General features: G+C 56.0%; 16 protein-coding genes and 1 pseudogene. 5 read left to right on the top strand and 12 right to left on the bottom strand.

Going from position 1 to position 18,713, the window contains the following annotated elements:
- Positions 1-37: 37 nt before the first annotated feature.
- Positions 38-385: pseudogene (locus DWV32_RS06305) on the bottom strand (rRNA adenine N-6-methyltransferase family protein); the annotation flags it as partial.
- A gap of 331 nt (positions 386-716) precedes the next feature.
- On the opposite strand from DWV32_RS06305, the gene DWV32_RS06300 reads away from it, so the two are divergent.
- From DWV32_RS06300 to DWV32_RS06290, 3 genes are all read left to right on the top strand, one after another.
- Positions 717-1,130: a DUF3795 domain-containing protein gene (locus tag DWV32_RS06300; protein ID WP_117757606.1), complete on the top strand. Its 414-nt coding sequence runs from the start codon at positions 717-719 to the stop codon at positions 1,128-1,130.
- A gap of 287 nt (positions 1,131-1,417) precedes the next feature.
- Complete coding sequence (locus DWV32_RS06295; RefSeq protein WP_199576994.1) at positions 1,418-3,163, top strand: IS1634 family transposase; 1,746 nt, start codon at positions 1,418-1,420, stop codon at positions 3,161-3,163.
- 127 nt (positions 3,164-3,290) lie between these two features.
- Positions 3,291-3,530, top strand: coding sequence for a hypothetical protein (locus DWV32_RS06290; protein WP_117583448.1), 240 nt, complete (start codon positions 3,291-3,293; stop codon positions 3,528-3,530).
- A gap of 6 nt (positions 3,531-3,536) precedes the next feature.
- Here DWV32_RS06290 and DWV32_RS06285 read toward each other — a convergent pair whose 3' ends face one another.
- From DWV32_RS06285 to ileS, 11 genes are all read right to left on the bottom strand, one after another.
- Positions 3,537-4,949: an AI-2E family transporter gene (locus DWV32_RS06285; RefSeq protein ID WP_117757604.1), complete on the bottom strand. Its 1,413-nt coding sequence runs from the start codon at positions 4,947-4,949 to the stop codon at positions 3,537-3,539.
- Positions 4,946-5,737: an RNA polymerase sigma factor SigF gene (locus tag DWV32_RS06280; RefSeq protein WP_117583446.1), complete on the bottom strand. Its 792-nt coding sequence runs from the start codon at positions 5,735-5,737 to the stop codon at positions 4,946-4,948. Before DWV32_RS06280 ends, DWV32_RS06285 begins: the two co-directional genes overlap by 4 nt.
- 1 nt (position 5,738) lies before the next feature.
- The gene (locus DWV32_RS06275) at positions 5,739-6,116 is read right to left on the bottom strand and encodes an ATP-binding protein (RefSeq protein ID WP_117757603.1); all 378 of its coding nucleotides are present in this window, start codon (positions 6,114-6,116) and stop codon (positions 5,739-5,741) included.
- Positions 6,109-6,699, bottom strand: a complete 591-nt coding sequence (locus tag DWV32_RS06270; RefSeq protein WP_117757602.1) for a hypothetical protein — start codon at positions 6,697-6,699, stop codon at positions 6,109-6,111. The genes DWV32_RS06275 and DWV32_RS06270 overlap by 8 nt, the downstream gene beginning before the upstream one ends.
- 100 nt (positions 6,700-6,799) lie before the next feature.
- Positions 6,800-8,149 (bottom strand): replication-associated recombination protein A, encoded by a 1,350-nt coding sequence (locus DWV32_RS06265; RefSeq protein WP_187361834.1) that lies wholly within the window; start codon positions 8,147-8,149, stop codon positions 6,800-6,802.
- A gap of 60 nt (positions 8,150-8,209) precedes the next feature.
- A complete protein-coding gene (locus DWV32_RS06260; protein ID WP_117757600.1) occupies positions 8,210-9,457 on the bottom strand; it encodes a deoxyguanosinetriphosphate triphosphohydrolase family protein in 1,248 nt (415 codons plus the stop codon).
- 31 nt (positions 9,458-9,488) lie between these two features.
- On the bottom strand, positions 9,489-9,911 hold the full coding sequence (locus DWV32_RS06255; protein WP_117757599.1) for a prepilin peptidase: 423 nt from the start codon (positions 9,909-9,911) through the stop codon (positions 9,489-9,491).
- A gap of 81 nt (positions 9,912-9,992) precedes the next feature.
- Positions 9,993-11,288 carry a glycosyltransferase family 2 protein gene (locus DWV32_RS06250; RefSeq protein WP_117639344.1) on the bottom strand — a complete coding sequence of 432 codons (1,296 nt, stop codon included), beginning with the start codon at positions 11,286-11,288 and terminating at the stop codon, positions 9,993-9,995.
- Between the two features lie 82 nt (positions 11,289-11,370).
- Positions 11,371-12,384 (bottom strand): RluA family pseudouridine synthase, encoded by a 1,014-nt coding sequence (locus DWV32_RS06245; RefSeq protein ID WP_117757598.1) that lies wholly within the window; start codon positions 12,382-12,384, stop codon positions 11,371-11,373.
- A complete protein-coding gene (gene lspA, locus DWV32_RS06240; RefSeq protein ID WP_233540420.1) occupies positions 12,384-12,983 on the bottom strand; it encodes a signal peptidase II in 600 nt (199 codons plus the stop codon). Before lspA ends, DWV32_RS06245 begins: the two co-directional genes overlap by 1 nt.
- 240 nt (positions 12,984-13,223) lie before the next feature.
- Positions 13,224-16,001: an isoleucine--tRNA ligase gene (gene ileS, locus DWV32_RS06235; protein WP_222847440.1), complete on the bottom strand. Its 2,778-nt coding sequence runs from the start codon at positions 15,999-16,001 to the stop codon at positions 13,224-13,226.
- Between the two features lie 510 nt (positions 16,002-16,511).
- On the opposite strand from ileS, the gene DWV32_RS06230 reads away from it, so the two are divergent.
- Both DWV32_RS06230 and DWV32_RS06225 read left to right on the top strand, forming a co-directional pair.
- Complete coding sequence (locus tag DWV32_RS06230) at positions 16,512-17,594, top strand: iron-containing alcohol dehydrogenase family protein (protein ID WP_117757596.1); 1,083 nt, start codon at positions 16,512-16,514, stop codon at positions 17,592-17,594.
- A 514-nt stretch (positions 17,595-18,108) separates the two neighbouring features.
- Positions 18,109-18,711 (top strand): Type 1 glutamine amidotransferase-like domain-containing protein, encoded by a 603-nt coding sequence (locus tag DWV32_RS06225; RefSeq protein ID WP_117757595.1) that lies wholly within the window; start codon positions 18,109-18,111, stop codon positions 18,709-18,711.
- Positions 18,712-18,713: the final 2 nt, after the last annotated feature.

The following is an 18,713-nucleotide window of genomic DNA, read 5'->3' as shown; positions in this document are numbered from 1 at the left end:
ACCGCCTCGCGGTGACATCGTTTTTATGTCAACCTTGGTCTAACAGAGCCTTTTTAATAATTTGTGTGCTTAAATGGTAAGGAATATTCCCAACAATTTTATACCTCTGTTTGTTAGGGAATTGAAACTGTAGAATATCTTGGTGAATTAAAGTGACACGAGTATTCAGTTTTAATTTTTCTGACGATAAGTTGAATAGATGACTGTCTAATTCAATAGACGTTACCTGTTTACTTATTTTAGCCAGTTTCGTCGTTAAATGCCCTTTACCTGTTCCAATTTCGTAAACGGTATCGGTTTCTTTTAAATTCAATTGTTTTATTATTTGGTTGAGTACTTTTTCACTCGTTAAAAAGTTTTGAGAATATTTTATATTTTTGTTCATGTAATCACTCCTTCTTAATTACAAATTTTTAGCATCTAATTTATTATAAAAACACAATAAAAATGTGATTATCCGCTAAAACACAGATTCTATCAGCATTTTCAAGGAAACAAGCACATCAATTTACTACTTATTTACTACTAACGAATGAGCCTTGATACGCAAGTTTTCCTAGATATGCAAAGATATGGTGCAGCACGTCAGTATTGAAACAAGAAAAAATTGAATAACTTATAGACTATGGAACGCCTAAAATGACGTTCCTTTTCTATTTCCAGCCGTTCTTATTGGAGTGCTATTTTTATACCCAAAATGAAAGGAGCAAACAACTATGAAAATGTCAAAAGAAAAAATTGATATAAGCATGTTTGCCCCATGCGGAATGAATTGTAAGGTTTGTTATAAGCACTGTTACAATAAAAAACCTTGTTCTGGGTGCTTGAATAGTGATAAAGGGAAACCAGAACATTGTCGTAAATGCAAAATAAAGGATTGCATCAAAGGAAAATCGTTATCCTATTGTTTTGAATGTGCTGAATATCCATGTAAGTTGATTAAAAATCTTGAAAAAAGCTATAATAAACGGTATCAAGCAAGTCTTATAGAAAATAGCCGTTTTGTTCAAGAACATGGTTTGGAACATTTCATGGAACAGCAGAAAATAAAATATACTTGTCCTAAATGCGGTGGCATTATTTCTATTCACGATAAAGAATGTAGCGAATGTCAAGAAAAAATGAAATAACAAAATTTCAGTTTGACAATTTTATATCCATACACACAAAGCAGTTAGTCTTAGGATTAACTATTTTTTTAATATGAAAATACTATATAAGAATCATCCGGAAGGAACGACAGATGAATACCCGTCTTTAGGATTTAGCACCAGAACTCTTTAGAACCAGAGACCACCTTTTCACCTCGAAACCAGCCGCCGGGCTGGTTTTTTGCGTTTTGGGGCGGATTTGACAAAGTTCTTCTTGTTATCATTATAAAATGGTGCTATGGTGCTACGACGAACATGGGGGCAACATGGCGTACTTCCTGAAGAAATCGACCAACAAGAAAGGGCTCTACCTCCAGATCTACGAGAGCTTCTACGACCCCGCCAGGAGGCAGACGGCACACCGCTCAGTCGAGGCTTTGGGCTATGAGCATGAGCTCAGGCAAGCCGGTATCGCCGACCCCGTCGCGCACTTCAAAGCCAAGGTAGATTCAATGAATGCCGAGCGCAGAGCAAGAAAAATCGAGGAGCGGGCAAGGCGCGTCGGCGGGTCCACCCCCGAGCGCATGCTCGGCCACTTCCCCTTCAAAGCGCTTGACGCGCGCCTGGGCGCGCTCGGCGACCTGAGGTACCTGCAGCTTGCAGGCGGGCTGCGCTTTTCCGTTTCAGACCTGCTCTCCGAGCTCGTCTACGCGCGCCTGTGCGCCCCTTGCTCCAAGCGAAGGACCTTCCACGACGTACTGCCCTCCATGTTCGGCAGCGAAGGCTTCTCCCTCGACCAGCTCTACGACGGCATGGGGTTTCTAGGAGCCGAGTATCCCAAGGTCATCGAGGCCTACAACCATGCCATCGCCGACGTGTGGCCGCGCGAAACCTCGCGTACGTACTTCGACTGCACGAACTTCTACTTCGAGATCGACCGCGAAGACGAGCTTCGCCGCAAGGGGCCATCCAAGGAGAGGAGGGCCGATCCGATCGTCGGCATGGGCCTCTTGCTCGACGCTGACTGCGTGCCCTTAGGTATGAGAATATACCCCGGCAACGAAAGCGAAAAGCCCGTCTTGAAGCGGGCGATCGACGAGATGAGACGGCGCGCGGGCGTGACCGGCAAGGTCGTACGCGTGGCCGACAAAGGCTTGAACTGCGCGGACAACGTCGCCGATGCCGTGCTGTCGGGAGACGGCTACATCTTCTCCAAGTCCGTCAAGCAATTGCCAAGAGCGGAGCTCGCATGGGTCCTCTCCGACGAGGGCTGGGTCGATGTCGCAGGGGTCGACGGCCAAGCGCGCTACAGCTACAAGAAGGTCGTCGGCGACTTCGAGTACAAGGTCAACAGCGAGAACGGCAAGAAAAGAGCGGTGGCGCTGCCCGAGAAGCGCGTGGCCACCTACAGCCCCAAGCTCGCCAAAAAGCAGCTCGCCGAGATAAACCGGCAGATTGAGAAGGCGAGGTCATTGCGCCTTGCCGCGGCGAAGAAGTCCGAGTACGGCGACAGCGCCAGATACGTGACCTTCACCGCAGTCGACGCCGACGGCGAGGTACCCGACGGCATGCAGGTAGCCTGCTCGCTCAACCGCGAGGCAATCGAGCGGGCGCGGTCGCTCGCAGGCTACAACATGATTGTGACCTCAGAGGTCAATATGCCGGCAAGTGAAATCTACGATGCGTACCACAATCTGTGGCGCATCGAGGAATCGTTCCGCGTGATGAAGTCGCAGCTGGACGCACGACCGGTGTACTTGCAGAAACCAAACAGCATCAAAGGGCACTTCCTCGTATGCTATATCGCGGTGCTACTGCTGCGCCTTTTACAGGTGAAGGTGCTCGGCAACAGGTACAGCTCAGAAGAGATCGTGGCGTTTGCGCGCGGGTTCAGGGTAGTGGAAGCCTCGCCGCGCAAGTATGTGAATCTGTCACGCTCTTCCTCGCTCCTCGACGAACTCGAGCGGCTGAGCGGTCAGCCGCTGGGCAACTACTACCTGAAAAAGAGCGAAGTTGATGCAATTTTGAACACGAAGCTCGACTTCGAGGCAACTCAAGACGGAGTGTCTTAGCACCACTTTTGCATTTTATTCTCGGAAGTCGGGTTTTATATCCATACACACAAAGCAGTTAGTCTTAGGATTAACTATTTTTTTAATATGAAAATACTATATAAGAATCATCCGGAAGGAACGACAGATGAATACCAAACGATTTATCCTGAATGCACTTCTGGTTGTAGCACTTTTAGCGCTCTTGGCCTTCTCCCACTGGTATTCAAACCAACCAGCATTTGGCTACGTATTATATGCAGTAATGTCCGGCGATAAGGCCTATTGCCCTCTTCGCGCAATTGACGTTCTCTATTTCTATGTAGCCGGCCCCTTATCAATCGCTTTGCTCGTGTTTCTTGTCTTTTACAACATCAAGAAACGTTAAAAAGACCTATTTAGAATCCGAATCATCCATGGAGCCGTCTATGCCGGTTTTGGTGTCGTCGTCCGTATTAGAATCGTCATCCTTGGCGAAGGGGTTCTTGAAAAAGCCCGTCGCGTCGGGCTGAAGACCCGAGAGCTTGATCCATGAATTATCGAACTCGGGCTTGGGCATGGCCTTGGCCTCGGGCGCGGTCTCATTGCCGATGAGCTCGGACTCATAGATGAACGTGTCATCGCCAAGCGCGTCATAGGCGGCAACCGGGTTACCCTCGGCATCGCGATACGGCGTACCCTTAAACACGGCACCTTCGTAGGCCACGAGCTGGCGGCCGGTCTCGTTTTCGAAGTAGTACACGAAGATACCCTTGAGGGCCGCGCACAGCGGGATGGCGATAACCATGCCGATGGGGCCCATAAGCGCCGAGCCAATAACCAGGGCCGTGAGGCTCATGATAGGATGCACCTGCACCGAGCTCTGCATGACCTTAGGCGAAATGACGTTATCGGTGACATTTTGTGCCACCATGGTCACAACCAAGGTCCACAACGCCAGCATCGGGCTAAACATAAACCCGAGCACCGTGGCAATCGCCGCGCTCACCCAGGGACCGACAACCGGGACCAAGTGCATGATGCCGGTAAAGATGGCCATGAGCGCCGCATACGGATGCCCGATGATCGTAAAGCCGATAAAGGCAAGGATGCCACCGCAGATGGACGTCACGACCATGCCACGCATGTAACCGCCGACTGAGCGCGAAAGAATCGCGACCATAAAGCGGTACGAGGTCTCCTTTTCCTGACCGATGATGGTGCAGACCTCGTGGTGCATACGGGGATAATCGCAGGCAAGCCAATAGGCAAGCACCAGACCCAAAAAGATCACGAACAGCTGTGAGGCCGTGTTGGTGATAAGCGGGAACACGCCGCGGCCGAGCTCGGCGGCAATCTGTGAGACATATTTGGACGCCACCGTAACGAGCGAAGAAAGGTTATCGTCCAGGTACTCCTTGACCGGCGTGTTGTTGAGCGTCTTGGCGCGCGAGATCATCTCATTAAGGTCGCTGCCCGCAACACGTAGCTGCTCAGGCAGGCGGCTCAGGACTTCCATGATCTGGCCAAAGAGAATCGGCGACAGGATACAGACGACACCGACGAGCACGGCTACGACCACAATGAGCGCGATGAGCGAGCCGATGCCACGGCCCACCCCATGATGCTCGAGCCAGTTGGTGATCGGCGACATCACAAAGGCAATAATGGAGCCGACGGCCAAAAACTCAATAACCGGCGCCAGAATCCCCATGAGGTTAAAGATGACGGCAGCGATCACGATGCAGCCGACGACGGCCCAAATGCGCAGCGTCAGAATGCGGGTGTCGCGCAGCACGCGATCGGTTTGTTGGGGGTGTTCACTCATGAACGAACCATTACTCCGTCGGGGTCAATCTTGTCCTGAATCTTCTTAAGCGTACGGCGCAGCAGACGCGAAACCTGCACCTGGGAGATGCCCAGCTTCTTGGCGATCTCGATCTGGGTCATGCCCTTCACAAAGCGCAGCTCGATCACCTCGCGCTCGCGCGGGGAGAAATCGCGAATGGCCTCCTCAATCACCAGACGGTCATCGGTAAAGTCGAGCTCGTTGTCGTCGTCGGCGTAGCGATCGAGAATCGAAGGCGCATCGTCGGAATCGGACGCACCGGGGGCCTCGATGGGTACCGAGGTGTAGGCCGAGGACGATTCCATAGCTTCGAGCACCTCGTCGACGGTCACGTCCAGATATTCGGCGATTTCCTCAACCTTAGGAGAACGCTGTAGCTCGTTGGTGAGCTTGTCGGTGGCCTGGTTAACCTTGGCCGAGAGCTCCTGCAGACGACGCGGCACGCGCACGCTCCAGCCCTTGTCGCGGAAGTGGCGCTTAATCTCACCCAGAATAGTAGGTGTGGCGAACGTCGTGAACTCGAGCCCGCGCTCAGGGTCAAAACGGTCGATAGCCTTGAGCAAGCCCAGATAGCCGACCTGCAAAAGGTCATCGAGCGGCTCACCGCGGTTCTTAAACTTGTTGGCAAGAAACCTTACCAGGTTCATGTGGGACATGACGAGTTGCTCGCGGGCATCCGGATCACCGGTCTCCTTGTAGCGACGAAACAGCTCGCGGGTTTTCTCCTTGTCCCAAGCGGTCTTACCGCTCCGGGAACGTTCGGTCATATTAGATATCCGCCTTGAGGTCGAGGGAAAGCGTCAGGGGCGCCGCGGTCTTTTCGTAGGAATCGCACACGCTTGCAAGAATGAGTTCGGCATACACGGCAGCCTGGTCATCCTCATCGACAGTCGCCTGATCGCCAAAGGTAAAGGTCATACCCACATGAGACTCGTCGACATCGAATGTGATCGAGATATCGTCGCAGTCGACCGCGGTGCACCCAAAGATGAAGGCCTCCTCGGCAGCCATGCGGATATCCTCGATGCGATCGACGGACATAGAGCACAGGGCGCCGACGTTGGCGGCCGTCATGCGCACCAAGCGCGCGAGACGCGGATCACCGGCAACGCTCAGCGTAATGGGGCAGGTTGCTTCGTTACTCATCGCAGGACTCCTCGGAGGTCTCGGCGGGCGTATAGGTGTAATACTGAGCAGGCTTGGCTGCGGGCTTCTGAGCCGTATCTGCACCATCGGCGGCCTCGTCCTCAGCCTCACCAATCAGAACGTGCTCGGTAGGCTGTTCGGCCTCGGCGGCAGCGGCGAGCTTGCGATCGGCGTCGGCTGCAGGAGCCTTCACCTTGTTAAACAGTTTCTGCACGGCACCGGCCGCAGAGTCGGTCACGCTCGACACGGCATTGCTGGCCTCGGCCACACTGCCCGTGACCTGAGAAATGTCGCGAACGACCGCCTCAACCTCAACAAGGTTGGACGTCAGGGCGTCAACGGCAGTCTTGCTCGATTTGAGGAGCGGCTCCACCTGAGCAAGTGCCGGTGTAAGCTCATCAACGGCACCATCGAGCTTTGCCACCACGGGCTGTGCCTCGGCGAGCGTGTTGTTGAGGTCTCCCACCGTCTTGTCAAGCGAATCAACGACGGTGCGCGTCTTGCGCAGCGTGAGCGCGAGCTCGATAACAGCCCACACGCCGGCAACGGCAAGTAGCAGCAAGGCGATTTGAATGGGACTCATACAAGCCTCCCAAATGAATCGAAATACAGACGCTCTTCATGGTACCCCAAAGGGGACCGAACATGCCAAGTGTGAGATCGTGGGACAAAATAATCAGCAGCTACTTCGGAGCATTCCCGCTACGGTCGCGCTCGCTTTGCTCTACGCGCCACTCTTCCCAGCCGCGGCCGGCAGGCTGCCAAAACGCACCGCGCTCCAGCCCCTCGGGCAAATAGCGCTGATCGACCCAGCCTTCGGGATAATCATGCGGATACTTGTACACACCGTACTGATCGCTGCCCGGGCGATGGCGATCGCGCAGGTAGCTGGGCACCTCGCGAAGACCACTGCTGTGGATATCGGCCAGCGCCGCATCGATCGAGGCCTCACACGCATTAGACTTGGGCGCCAGGCATACATAGAGCGCAGCCTGTGCCAGGTTGATGCGACACTCGGGATAGCCAATGACCTCGGCAGATGCAAATGCGGCATGTGCCACCAGCAGCGCCTGTGGATCGGCATTGCCAACATCCTCGGAAGCCTGAATCATGATGCGTCGGGCGATAAACTTGGGATCCTCCCCCGCATCGATCATGCGCGCAAGCCAGTAGATTGTGGCATCGGGGTCGCTACCGCGCATAGACTTGATGAACGCGCTGATAATGTCATAGTGCATGTCGCCGTTTTTGTCATACGAAAAACCGCGGCGCGGGTTGGCAATCTTCACGTCATCGACGGTGATGGGATAACGCTCCCCCGCCGCCGGCGCTGGCGTCCCTTCGGTATCGGGACGCGTGACGGCAATCTCGCTCGCCAGCTCGAGCGTCGTCAGGGCAGAGCGCGCATCACCCGCGGCCAGCGTGCAGATGGTCTTGACCGTATCATCATCGGCAGAAAACTTTCCGTTCAAGCCCTGTGGTGCCTCGAGCGCACGCTCAATAAGCGTGGCGATATCCTCATCCTTCAGATGTTCAAGCTCCACCACGCGTCCGCGCGACAACAGTGCCGAATTGACCTCGAAGTACGGGTTCTCCGTCGTAGCGCCAATCATAATGACGGTACGGTTCTCAACTGCATGCAGCAGGGCATCCTGCTGCGACTTAGAGAAGCGGTGAATCTCATCGATGAATAGAATGGTGCGGCGGTCGTAGGTGTTCAGACGGGTCTTAGCCTCATCGATTACGCGGCGCAGGTCCTTCACAGTGCCCGTCACGGCGCTGACCTCGACAAACTCGCTCTTGGTATGGTTGGCGATAATGTGGGCCAGCGTCGTCTTGCCCGTGCCAGCCGGGCCGTACAGAATCACGCTCGACAGCACGTCATGCTCAATCGCGGCGCGCAGCCACGAGCCCTTACCGACGGCCTTTTGCTGGCCCACATACTCGTCGAGCGAATTGGGGCGCATACGCACCGCAAGCGGCGCATTTTTAAAGGAGCGCTCGCGCGTCGAAGCAGAAAAAAGGTCGTCCATAGCCATCCCGTGCATTAATCAAAATCGTTGTTGACCAACAGTATACCGAAAGGATACGAACTACCGTTCGTTAATATAGGTGCGGTGCGGAAACTTTAGACCTGGGAACAATTTGCTCGTCAGCTCGCAGAAATAACCATCCGTCATGCTTGCGATGTAATCGACGACGGCCTGATCCTTGTCGTCCTGCCAGGCATACGTGCGATCGTAGTAGGAAAGCTGCTGCTCAATGCGCGAAACATGATGCTTAAAGATGTAAGAGAACTCGTCGCCTTTATTTAGATCCTGCAGGCAACGGTCGTAGAGCTTTTCGAAGGCCTCACGCAACTCTGCCTCAGAATCGCCTTCGATACCGCCCTTGCTATAGATCTTCTCGTAGTTCTCGCGCTTCGCCCGGCGGATCTCCTCAAACAGGTCCTCGCTCATCTCGATACGCGGTTTGCCGTAGCTATGCTCAACGATATCGATAGAAGCGTGCGTGAGGATCCAGCTGTTGTAAGCCCCGCCCAGGCCATCGTCAAAAGCGTCGGGTGACAACAGGCCCGCCGCGATGGCGTCTTGGCGATCGCGCCCAACGTAGGCGAGGATATCCGAGATACGCACCACACAGCCCTCGAGGGTCATGGGGCGCAGGTGCTCGATCGCGCCATAGCCCGTGGCAATGCAGTCCTCGACGGTACGGTCGAACTGGTCAAACGACGCCATGTCCGAGAGTTCAAAGACACGCTGCTCGTACTCGCCGTTATGGCACAGCACGCCGTCGAGCGTCTGGAGCGACACGTTGCGGCCGTACAGCGCGTCGAGCACGCGGACGGACTGCACGTTATGGAAAAAATAACGACCCGTACGCTCGTGATAGATATCGTTGAGGAAACGCTCGCCGGCATGGCCAAAGGGCGTGTGGCCCAAATCGTGGCCCAGGCCAATCGCCTCGATCAAATCGCAGTTGAGGCCCAGGGCACGGCCGATATCGCGGGCAATGCGCGAGACGAGCTGCACATGAAGGCCGCGCCGCGACAGGTCGTCGTTGCTGCGAAAGCTAAAGACCTGCGTTTTGCCTGCATAACGCGTGTACGCAGGAAGATGAAGAATCTTTTCGGTATCGCGCATAAACGCCGGACGCATAAGCGTGCCTTTGTCGGCAGCGCGATCTATACGACGAATGACCTGGTCGTCGCAGCATCGATAAGGATTAACGACACCCGAGGCGCGGTCGGCGGCGATACGCTCGACCAGCTCGGGCAACAACGCCGCGGGAATGCGGTCCATGCGCGCCTTAATGACGGCCGTTTCTTGATTAGTTGCCATGGCATGCTCCTTAAAAAGGATGCGCAATCGGTTACAATGTCCAGCCCACGACCTCGATTATGGCAAATATCGGCACCAAAAACGGGAGCAAAGGCAGGGAGCGCGATTTTGTAAAGAGGCAGGAGAGGGCCAGGACCAGGAGCGCGACGGCAAATGCCACGATGCCGCCCAGAGGGTCGAGCGTGCAAAGCGCGAAAAGCGCCTTGGCATCCCCCATGCCGATGCCGGGGGCCTGGCGGAAACGCCGCCAAAGCGACTCGGTCAGCACAAGGGAAAGGTACACGATAACGGCAGGACCGGCGTGGTCAAGCGCAGTGTTCAAGCCCCTGTCCAGCCAAACGCCTGCAAACGCCGCCACGGCGCATGCGGCGGCAAGCGCGTTGGGAAACCGCCGTTCACGGACATCAATCACCGCACCGGCAAAGGCGCAGATCCAAAAGGGAATATAGAGCATTGAACACCTCCCGTGGCAGTCACTCAAAAGCAAAAACCACCACAAAGGTGCCTGTCCCCTTCGTGGTGGTTTTGGTGGTGGTTATTTAGCGCCCTGCATGACCTCGTCGAGGGTAACGTTGACAGCGTGTTGCGTCGGGACCCAGTCGACCTTCAGGAACAACGCAGCCACCGTGATGGGGATATAGCTGAACATAAAGATCGGGAAGGTAAACAGGTTGGTCACCAGGCGCCACTTTTGCGCACAATGAATGTGCTTGTACTCGAAGATGGTCGTAAGGAGCGCCAGGATAAAGAAGGTCTGATACATCATCGCGAAGGTCATAATGAGCGAGGCGGCACAAGCCTGCATCTCAACCTCGGTAGCCAAAAAGCCATGCGAAAGACCACCGACGATCAGGAACGTGGCGTTGGCGAGCATCGAAATCAGTGATAACAGCATACCAGGGGCAATCGTCATAAACATGTCGTAGGCGGCAAAACGATGATAGCGGAAGGTCGACTTGACCAGATGCTTACCGTAGGTAAAGAACACCTGGTAGAAGCCCTTGGTCCAGCGCATACGCTGCTTCCAGGACGCCTTAAACGTCACAGGCTGCTCGTCAAAGAACTCCGCCGGCGCATAGCCAATACGAATGCCGTGAATAGCGCAGAACGTGGTGAACTGAATATCCTCGGTCAGCGTATGGAACTGCCAGCCGTGCATGCCCTCAATAACGCTAGCCGAGATAAGGTAGCCCGAACCCGATACGGCGCAGGACGTCTTGCAGATATTACGCGCGTTGTTAAGGAAACGCGCCTCGCGCAGGTACCAAGTGGCGTTGGCAGCCGAGATCCACGAGCTGCCAAAGTTCTTGGAGTTGCGGTAGCTGGTGACCACATGGAAGCCCTGGTCAAAGGCGTCATTCATCTTGGAGACGTAATCGCGGGAGATAACGTTGTCGGCATCGAAGATAAAGAAGCCCTCAAAGGTATCGGGATACTCGTTAAGAATGCGGTCAAAACCAAAGTCCATGACCCAGCTCTTGCCTTTACGGGCCAGGTCGTTTCGCTCGTACACGACAGCGCCCGCCTCGCGCGCGAGCTGCGCGGTGTTATCGGTGCAGGCATCGGCGACCACGAAGACCTCGATGAGCTCGGACGGATAATCCTGGTCCTTGATGGAGCGAACGAGGTTGGCGATAACGGCCTCCTCGTTGTGTGCTGCAATAAAGAAGGCATACCGGTGGAGTTTTTTGGCCTTGGGAGGCGCGACCTCGCCACGAAGAGCGCCAATGACAAAGAAGACCACCTGGTACAGAAAGCAGACCGTGAGCAGCGTAACCACAATCTGGTTGAAGATCACGATGGGTGTGTTGGTTTGTAAAAAGGCGAGCATGCAGGCTCCCGAGAACGCGTTACGTAAACAACCGTATATCTTACCGTAGGCTAACCGAGTTCAAGAAACCACCTAATACTGGTTAGGCTTCGAGCAGACCGAGCTGCGGAACGATTTCGTCGCCGGCGGCAGTGCGGCCGAGCGAGCGCGGGGCTAGGTCATCCAGAACGGCGGCGAGATCCCACGGCAGCTCATCGCGGCACTCAATGTGCTCCCCCGTCACGGGATGATCGAACGCCACACGCCAGGAATGGAGGAATTGCCTGGTCAAACCCTGGTCGGCACGCGCATCGCACTTACCGTAGAGCGGATCGCCCACGCAGGCGTGGTTGATATGGCGCATGTGCACGCGAATCTGATGCGTGCGACCCGTAAACAGGTGGCACTCGACGAGCGTATAGCCATCGTCAAAACGCGTGGAATCGAAGCGCTCAAGGACCCTAAAGGTCGTAATGGCCTGGCGCGCGAAAGGATCGTCCGAAACCGCCATCTTGACACGGTCGCGCGTAGAACGGGCAATGCCGGTGTTAATGGTGCCCTCGTCCATGGCAATGTGGCCGTGGACGAGCGTAATGTAGCGGCGGTCGAGCGTGCGCGTGCGGATGAGATTCTGGAGCGCGCGCTGGGTGTCGTCGTCTTTTGCCGCGAGCATAAGGCCCGAGGTGTCACGATCCAGGCGATGCACGATGCCGGGGCGGTCCTCGCCCTGCACGGTGCCCAGATGGTCAATGCCACAGTGATAGACCAAGGCGTTCGCAAGCGTACCGCTCTCGTGGCCGTGAGCAGGATGGCACACCAGGCCGCGCTGCTTGGAGAGCACGATGAGGTAGTCGTCCTCGTAGCGGATATCGAGGGGAATGGCCTCGGGAATCACATCGGTGGGATCGTGCGGCTCGGGCAAATCGACCGAAATACGGTCGCCGGAGCGCACGGCATACTTTTTTGACAGGCATGTCTCGCCGTTGACGGCAACGGCACCGCCCTCGATCAGATGCGCGCAGGCAGAGCGCGTAGGGCAGCCGTCATTAGCGCCCAGATAGGCGTCAAGACGCTGACCAGCGGCATCGTCGGCAACAAGGATATGGATGTCGGCCATTAGCGCTCGCTCCTTTCGCGAATCTTGCGGGCACGCTCCCCACGCTGCCGGGCCTTGCGCTTAGCGCGGGCCTCGTCACGGGCGTTGAGCTCGGCGGTCGCGTCGACCTCACGGGCGGCAGGGCTCAAGAACATATAACCGATGAGCGCCAGCACGACGCCGAGCGTAATGCTGATATCGGCCACGTTAAAGACGGGGAAGTCGATGAAGGTGGTGGCAATAAAATCGGTCACGAAGCCAAAAGCCAGACGGTCGATCGCGTTGCCAATGGCGCCGCCCGCGACCATAGCCATGCCCACAACCTCCAAGCGAGCAAGCTGGGGCGAGCGAAGCAAGTACACCGCGATCGCAACGATAACGACAAGCGCCAGCACGGCAAACGCAGCACCGTGCCCCTCGCCCATGCTAAAGGCAGCACCGATGTTACGCACGAAAAGGAAGTCGATCACACCGGGGATAACAGTCACATGCAGAGCATCGCCAACGGCACGAACCGCAAGCTTGGTCAGCTGGTCAACAAGCAGCACGGCCAACGCCACGCTACCAGCAACACCCAACCGCCAACGCAAAGGCGGCGTCATATCCGCAGAACGACCCAAATCAATCCCCTACCCTCAAAAACATCGAATTACGTTTAACGCAAATCAATATCTTATATTGACCAGCAACGAAATAGCCGATGATTCGCTACCAACAGCGAAAACCCGCCAGAGCGAGCAAGGTGCCTTGAAGCAAGGCGGCATAGACCTTCTGGTCATGCCGCCGAAGCTGAAAGGCAGATTGCCGCTCTGGCGGGTTTGCAGCGTCGAGCCGTTACGCGGTTTGGTAAAACCGCGTAACTAGAGTGCATTCGCACACCTCTCGCAGATGTGAGCGTGACCGTTGTACTCGCCGACGGTGGTGCGGTAGTTCCAGCAACGGTCGCAGCACTCGCCCTCGGCAGCCTCGATGGCAACGGAGAGCTCCTCGCCCTGGGTCAGTTCAACAGCGGAGACGATGTAGAACTCGGCCAGGTCGACGGCCTTGTCGCCGGTCAGCAGCGCATACATCTCGGAGGGAACGACCGCCTTGACGCGGACCTGCTGGCTCTTAGTGAAGGTGCCGGCGGAGCGGGCATCCTCAAGGGCCTTGGTCACGGCGCTACGGAGCTCGAGCGAAGCCTCAAGCACGCCCTCAAACTCATTGGCCTCGTCGACCGTAATGGGCGACTTATACCAATCGAGCAGCGCGGCGTACTTCTGGTGATCGACGCAGCCGGCGGGTGCATAGGCCATGGCCTCGTCGACCGTGTAGGACAGGATCGGCTGCAGGTCGCGCACGAGCATCGAGAAGAGCTCGGCAAGCACGGTCTGGGCGCTGCGGCGCTCGAGCGAGCCGGGCTTCTCGCAGTACAGACGGTCCTTCAGGGCGTCGAGATACACGTTGGAGAGCTCGGTAACCACGAAGTCGTAAAGCGCACGGTAAGCGCGCGGGAACTCGTAGCAAGAGTAAGCGTCGTCGACCTCGGCCTGGACCTGGGTCAGACGGGCAACCATGAGCTTGTCGAGCGGCAGCAGGTCGGCAAAAGCGACGCCGTCGGTCTCGGGCTCAAACTGGCCCTCGAGCTCGGAAAGCAGGAAGCGCAGCGTGTTGCGGAAGCGACGGTAGGCATCGGACGTACGAGCGAGAATCTCGTGGTCGATGGAGACGTCGGAGCTAGTATCGACGGAGGCGACCCACAGGCGGATGATGTCGGCGCCCATCTCGTCACAGACTTTGTTGGGGTCGATGACGTTACCGAGCGACTTGGACATCTTGCGACCCTGGCCGTCGAGCGTGAAGCCCTGCGAGACGACCGCCTTGTACGGAGCGTGACCGTTGGCGCCCACCGAGGTGAGCAGCGAGCTCTGGAACCAACCGCGGTGCTGGTCGGAGCCCTCGAGATACACGTCCGCCGGATACTCCAGCTCGGGGCGATACTCGCAGACGGCCTTCCAGGAGACGCCGGAGTCCCACCACACGTCGAGGATGTCCTTATCAGCCTTGAGGTGATGGCCGCCGCACTTGGGGCAGACGCAGGCCTCGCCCAGGTAGCTCTCGGGAGCGTCAGTGAACCAGGCGTCGGAGCCCTTCTCGTGGAAGAGCTTGATGACGGCGTCGAGCGTGGCGTCGTTCATGACCTTCTCGCCGCAGTCGGCGCATGTGTAACTGGGAATAGGCACGCCCCAGTTGCGCTGACGGCTGATGCACCAGTCGGGACGCTGCTCGACCATGGCACCGATGCGGTTGGCCGCGTGGGCCGGATACCACTTGACGTTCTCACGGACCTCCTTGCCAGCCTGCTCGCGCAAACCGGTCTTGTCCATCGAGACAAACCACTGGTCGGTAGCACGGAAGAGCACAGGGTGCTTGCAGCGCCAGCAGTGCGGATAGCTGTGCGTGATCTTCTTCTCGAGGACCAGGGTGCCGCGCTCGCGCAGGAACTCGATGATGTGCGGGTTGGCCTCATCGGTGTCCATACCGCTGAAGGGGCCACCGGTACCAAACTCCTCGCCGGTGTAGAACTTACCGTCGTCATCGACCGGCATGCAGATGTCGGTGATGCCCTCCTTGAGGCAGGCGAAGTAGTCGTCGACGCCGTGGCCGGGCGAGTTGTGGACGATACCGGTACCGTCATCGACACCGACGTAATCGGCCAGCAGCGCCACGCCCTCGACACCGTCAAAGATCGGCTGCTTGTAGTGGATGTGGTGGAAGGTCTCGGCGGGAACCACATAGGGCTTGCCGTCGACCATAACCGGGGTGTACTCCCAGCCAAACTCCTCGCAGCACTTGGGAGCCAGGTCCTCGAGCATGACCTCGGCACGGCCCTCGTGCTCAACGGCGACATAGGCGGCGCCGGGCTTAAGGGAAACGGCCTGGTCGGAGGGGATGGTCCACGGCGTGGTCGTCCAGATGATGAAGTCAACCGGGCCGTCGAAGTCCTCGAGGCCGGCAGGCTTGGAGGTCATCTCAAAGCGCACGAAGATGGACGGGCTCGTCTCGTCGGAGTACTCGATCTCGGCCTCGGCCAGCGCAGTGTGGCAGTGCTTGCACCAGTGAACCGGCTTGTGGCCGCGATAGATCATGCCCTTATCGAACATCGCCTTGAAAACCTCGATGTCGGCGGCATCGTGCTGGTGATAGAGCGTCAGGTAGGGGTTGTCCCAGTCGCCGAGCACGCCCAAGCGACGGAAACCGGCCTTCTGAAGCTCAATGTTCTCGACAGCGAACTCGTTGCAGAGCTCACGAATCTTGGCCGTGGGGGTCTGGTTGAACTTCTCGGTGCCAAGCTTCTCCTCGACCTTGTGCTCGATCGGCTGGCCGTGGCAGTCCCAACCGGGGACGTAGGGAACCTCATAGCCCTGCATCATCCAGTAGCGGTTGATCATGTCCTTGGAGATCTTGTTCATGGCGTGGCCGATGTGGATCGGACCGTTGGCATACGGAGGGCCGTCGTGCAGCACGAACTTCTTGTGACCCTCGTTCTTCTTCAGAACTTGCTCGTAGACCTTGTTGTCCTGCCAGTCCTTGAGTCGCTTGGGCTCGGACTTGGAAAGACCGGCACGCATGGGAAAACCGGTTTTGGGCAGATTCATCGTCTGCTTGTACTCGTTTGCCACGGTACCCCTTTCATGTCGTGGGCGCGCACGCCCGTTGGGCACCAAAAAAAGCGCCCGTCCCTGCAAGCTGGGACGAAGCGCCAAAAACGGGCCGTGTGCCCGCAAAAGCTCTTCGCTTAACCACCCAGCTTAGATGCCCTCACCCGCATTACAGCGCGCTCGCATCCGTTACTCGGCTGGCCTGTATCGACGACCATCTCGGCGATGTCTACTAAGACGTGCCTGTACGGCGCGTCCGTTGGGACCGCAGCTCCGGGGTGATTTTCATCGGTCGCATGCACGGGTTCTCAGCGCTCCCCGTTCTCTGTAGCACACGGACGGCCGACTACTCGTCCCCATCAACGCTTATGCGCTGTATGGTAGCACGGTCAACGCCGGCGAAAAACCCTCAACATCGGTTTCATACTTTAGTAATTTCTCGCGGTCGCAAGCACTCACTTGGAGCAGAATACCTGAAAGCACTTTATCTAACGAAAGAAGGCTGCTATGCGCACGATTGGAATGAGCGACTACACCGTCGGCGAGGACTGCTTTGACGAGCTGCCCGGCGCGCTGGACGAGTACGGAGCGGCCAAGGTCGCGATTATCGGCGGTAAACGAGCACTGGCCGCGGCGCTTCCCAGTATCGAAGCGGCACTGGAGGGCACCGACATCGAGATTCTGGAGACACGCGTCTACGGCACCAACAGCACGCGTGCCAATATCGCCAAGCTTGTTAACTCCCCCGCCTGCCGAGAGGCCGATGTGCTCATCGCATGCGGCGGCGGCAAAGCGCTCGACACCGTGAAGACCGCAGCCATCGAGCTCAAGAAGATCGTCTTTACGGTACCGACGATCTGCTCCAACTGCTCGGCCGCGACCGCCATTGCCGTTGTCTACAACGACGACGGCTCGCTCGAGGGCTATTCGTACCCCAACCGCCCCGCGCACATCTTCATCAACCCCAAGATCATCGCCGAGGCTCCGGCGGAGTACTTCTGGGCGGGCGTGGGCGATGCCCTGTCCAAGCAGCCCGAGGTCGAGTACGCCACGAGCGCCGGCAACCTGGAGCACACCGCAGGTCTTGGCCTGGCGCTCGCACACACCTGCTCCGAGCCGCTGTTTACCTATGGCGTGCAGGGTCTTGAGGACGTTCGCCAGAACCTGTCGACCGAAGCCGTCAAGCAGATCGCGCTCGATATCGTGGTCAACACGGGCTACGTCTCCAACCTGACCAACCAAAACGATTACTACTACAACTCGAGCGTGGCGCATGCGTTCTACAACGCCACCTGCAGCATTCCGCGCGAGGGCACCTACCTGCATGGCGAGGTCGTGAGCCTGGGCGTGCTGGTGCTGTTTGCCTACACGGGCGATACCGAGAACCTTGAGCGCTACGCAGCCTTTAACAAGGAGATGGGGCTGCCCGTGACGCTTGAGCAGGTCGGGCTTTCCGAGTCCGATATCCCCGCCCTGTGCGAGTATGCGCACGCCACCAACGAGTGGAAGCAGGGAAACCCCGAGCCCTTCACCGACGAAAAGTTCGCCACCGCCATCAAGGCTGCCAACACCTACGGCCACACGCTCTAGGACTGGCCCAAAACCACCACAAAGGGGACAGGCACCTTTCTGGTGGTTTTTTATTGCTCCAGCATTCAGTTCGTACTCGAACCCGATTCTTTACGAGAAAGGGTTCGGGTACGTTTTTTGTTTATCGGAAATTCTGCGGAAGGACTACTCGGAACGGTAAACAGGAACGAACAGAGGCAGGGTATCATCGTGGTGATGGTATCCTGCCTTTTATTTTGCGGGATCAAGGTCGCTTTATGCGAACTTGATCGCCACTTATATGGCACATTGATGGCAATTGCTTCGTACGTGCATACCGGGAGCCTGTACACCTCTGGCAAGGCGTAACACACTAGACTTTGTTCCAAAGTCCGTGTGCCAAGGGGGCAGGCCCCTTAGAATTCCTGTGGAGTGTGTACGCACGTACGCAGGAAAACGGCAAAATTTCGCTATATCAGGGCGTTCTTTCATTGGAGAGTATGGTATACACGGCTTAGTTCAACAAATAAGAATTTATATATAAAGGAGAATATTGATGAAACTGTTTTTATGTTCTCACTTTTCAAGTGTAGGAAGTCTGATAAAGGAAGAAATTGAAAATAAAAAAGTCGCATTTATTCCAACAGCTTCGCTGCGTGAAGGCTACACCGGTTATGTCGGCTCGGCTCGAAAATTATTCAAAAAGTTGGGAGCAATCGTAACTGAAATTGATATTTCAACGGAGGCTTATTCAACGATACAGTCTCTTTTTGAAGATGCAGATGTGATCTATTTTACCGGCGGAAATTCTTTTTTCCTTATAGACCAGCTCCGTAAAACGGGAACGGATGAGCTGTTGAAGAAAGAATTGGCAAAGGGAAAACTGATGATTGGTGAATCGGCAGGTGCGATTGTATGCGCTCCAAGCATCCAATATATCGAGCAAATGGATGAAAAGCCGGAGGACTACTCACAAGAAGATGATGCAGGGCTTAATTTGATTGATTTCTATGTTCTTCCGCATTTTCTTACAGCACCATTTAAGAAAGTTACCGAGAAAATAATGACTGAGTTTTCGGATTTGAATCTATGCCCAATTAACAACCGTCAGGGAATTGTAATTGATGGTGAAGGTTCAAAGGTAATTTGCAAAGACTAATT

The sequence above is a fragment of the Collinsella sp. AF04-24 genome (genome assembly GCF_003465685.1).
GTDB classification, from domain to species: Bacteria; Actinomycetota; Coriobacteriia; order Coriobacteriales; family Coriobacteriaceae; genus Collinsella; species Collinsella aerofaciens_AP.
Note: the sequence above shows the minus strand (reverse complement) of the source record. Positions and strands in the feature narration are given on the sequence as shown.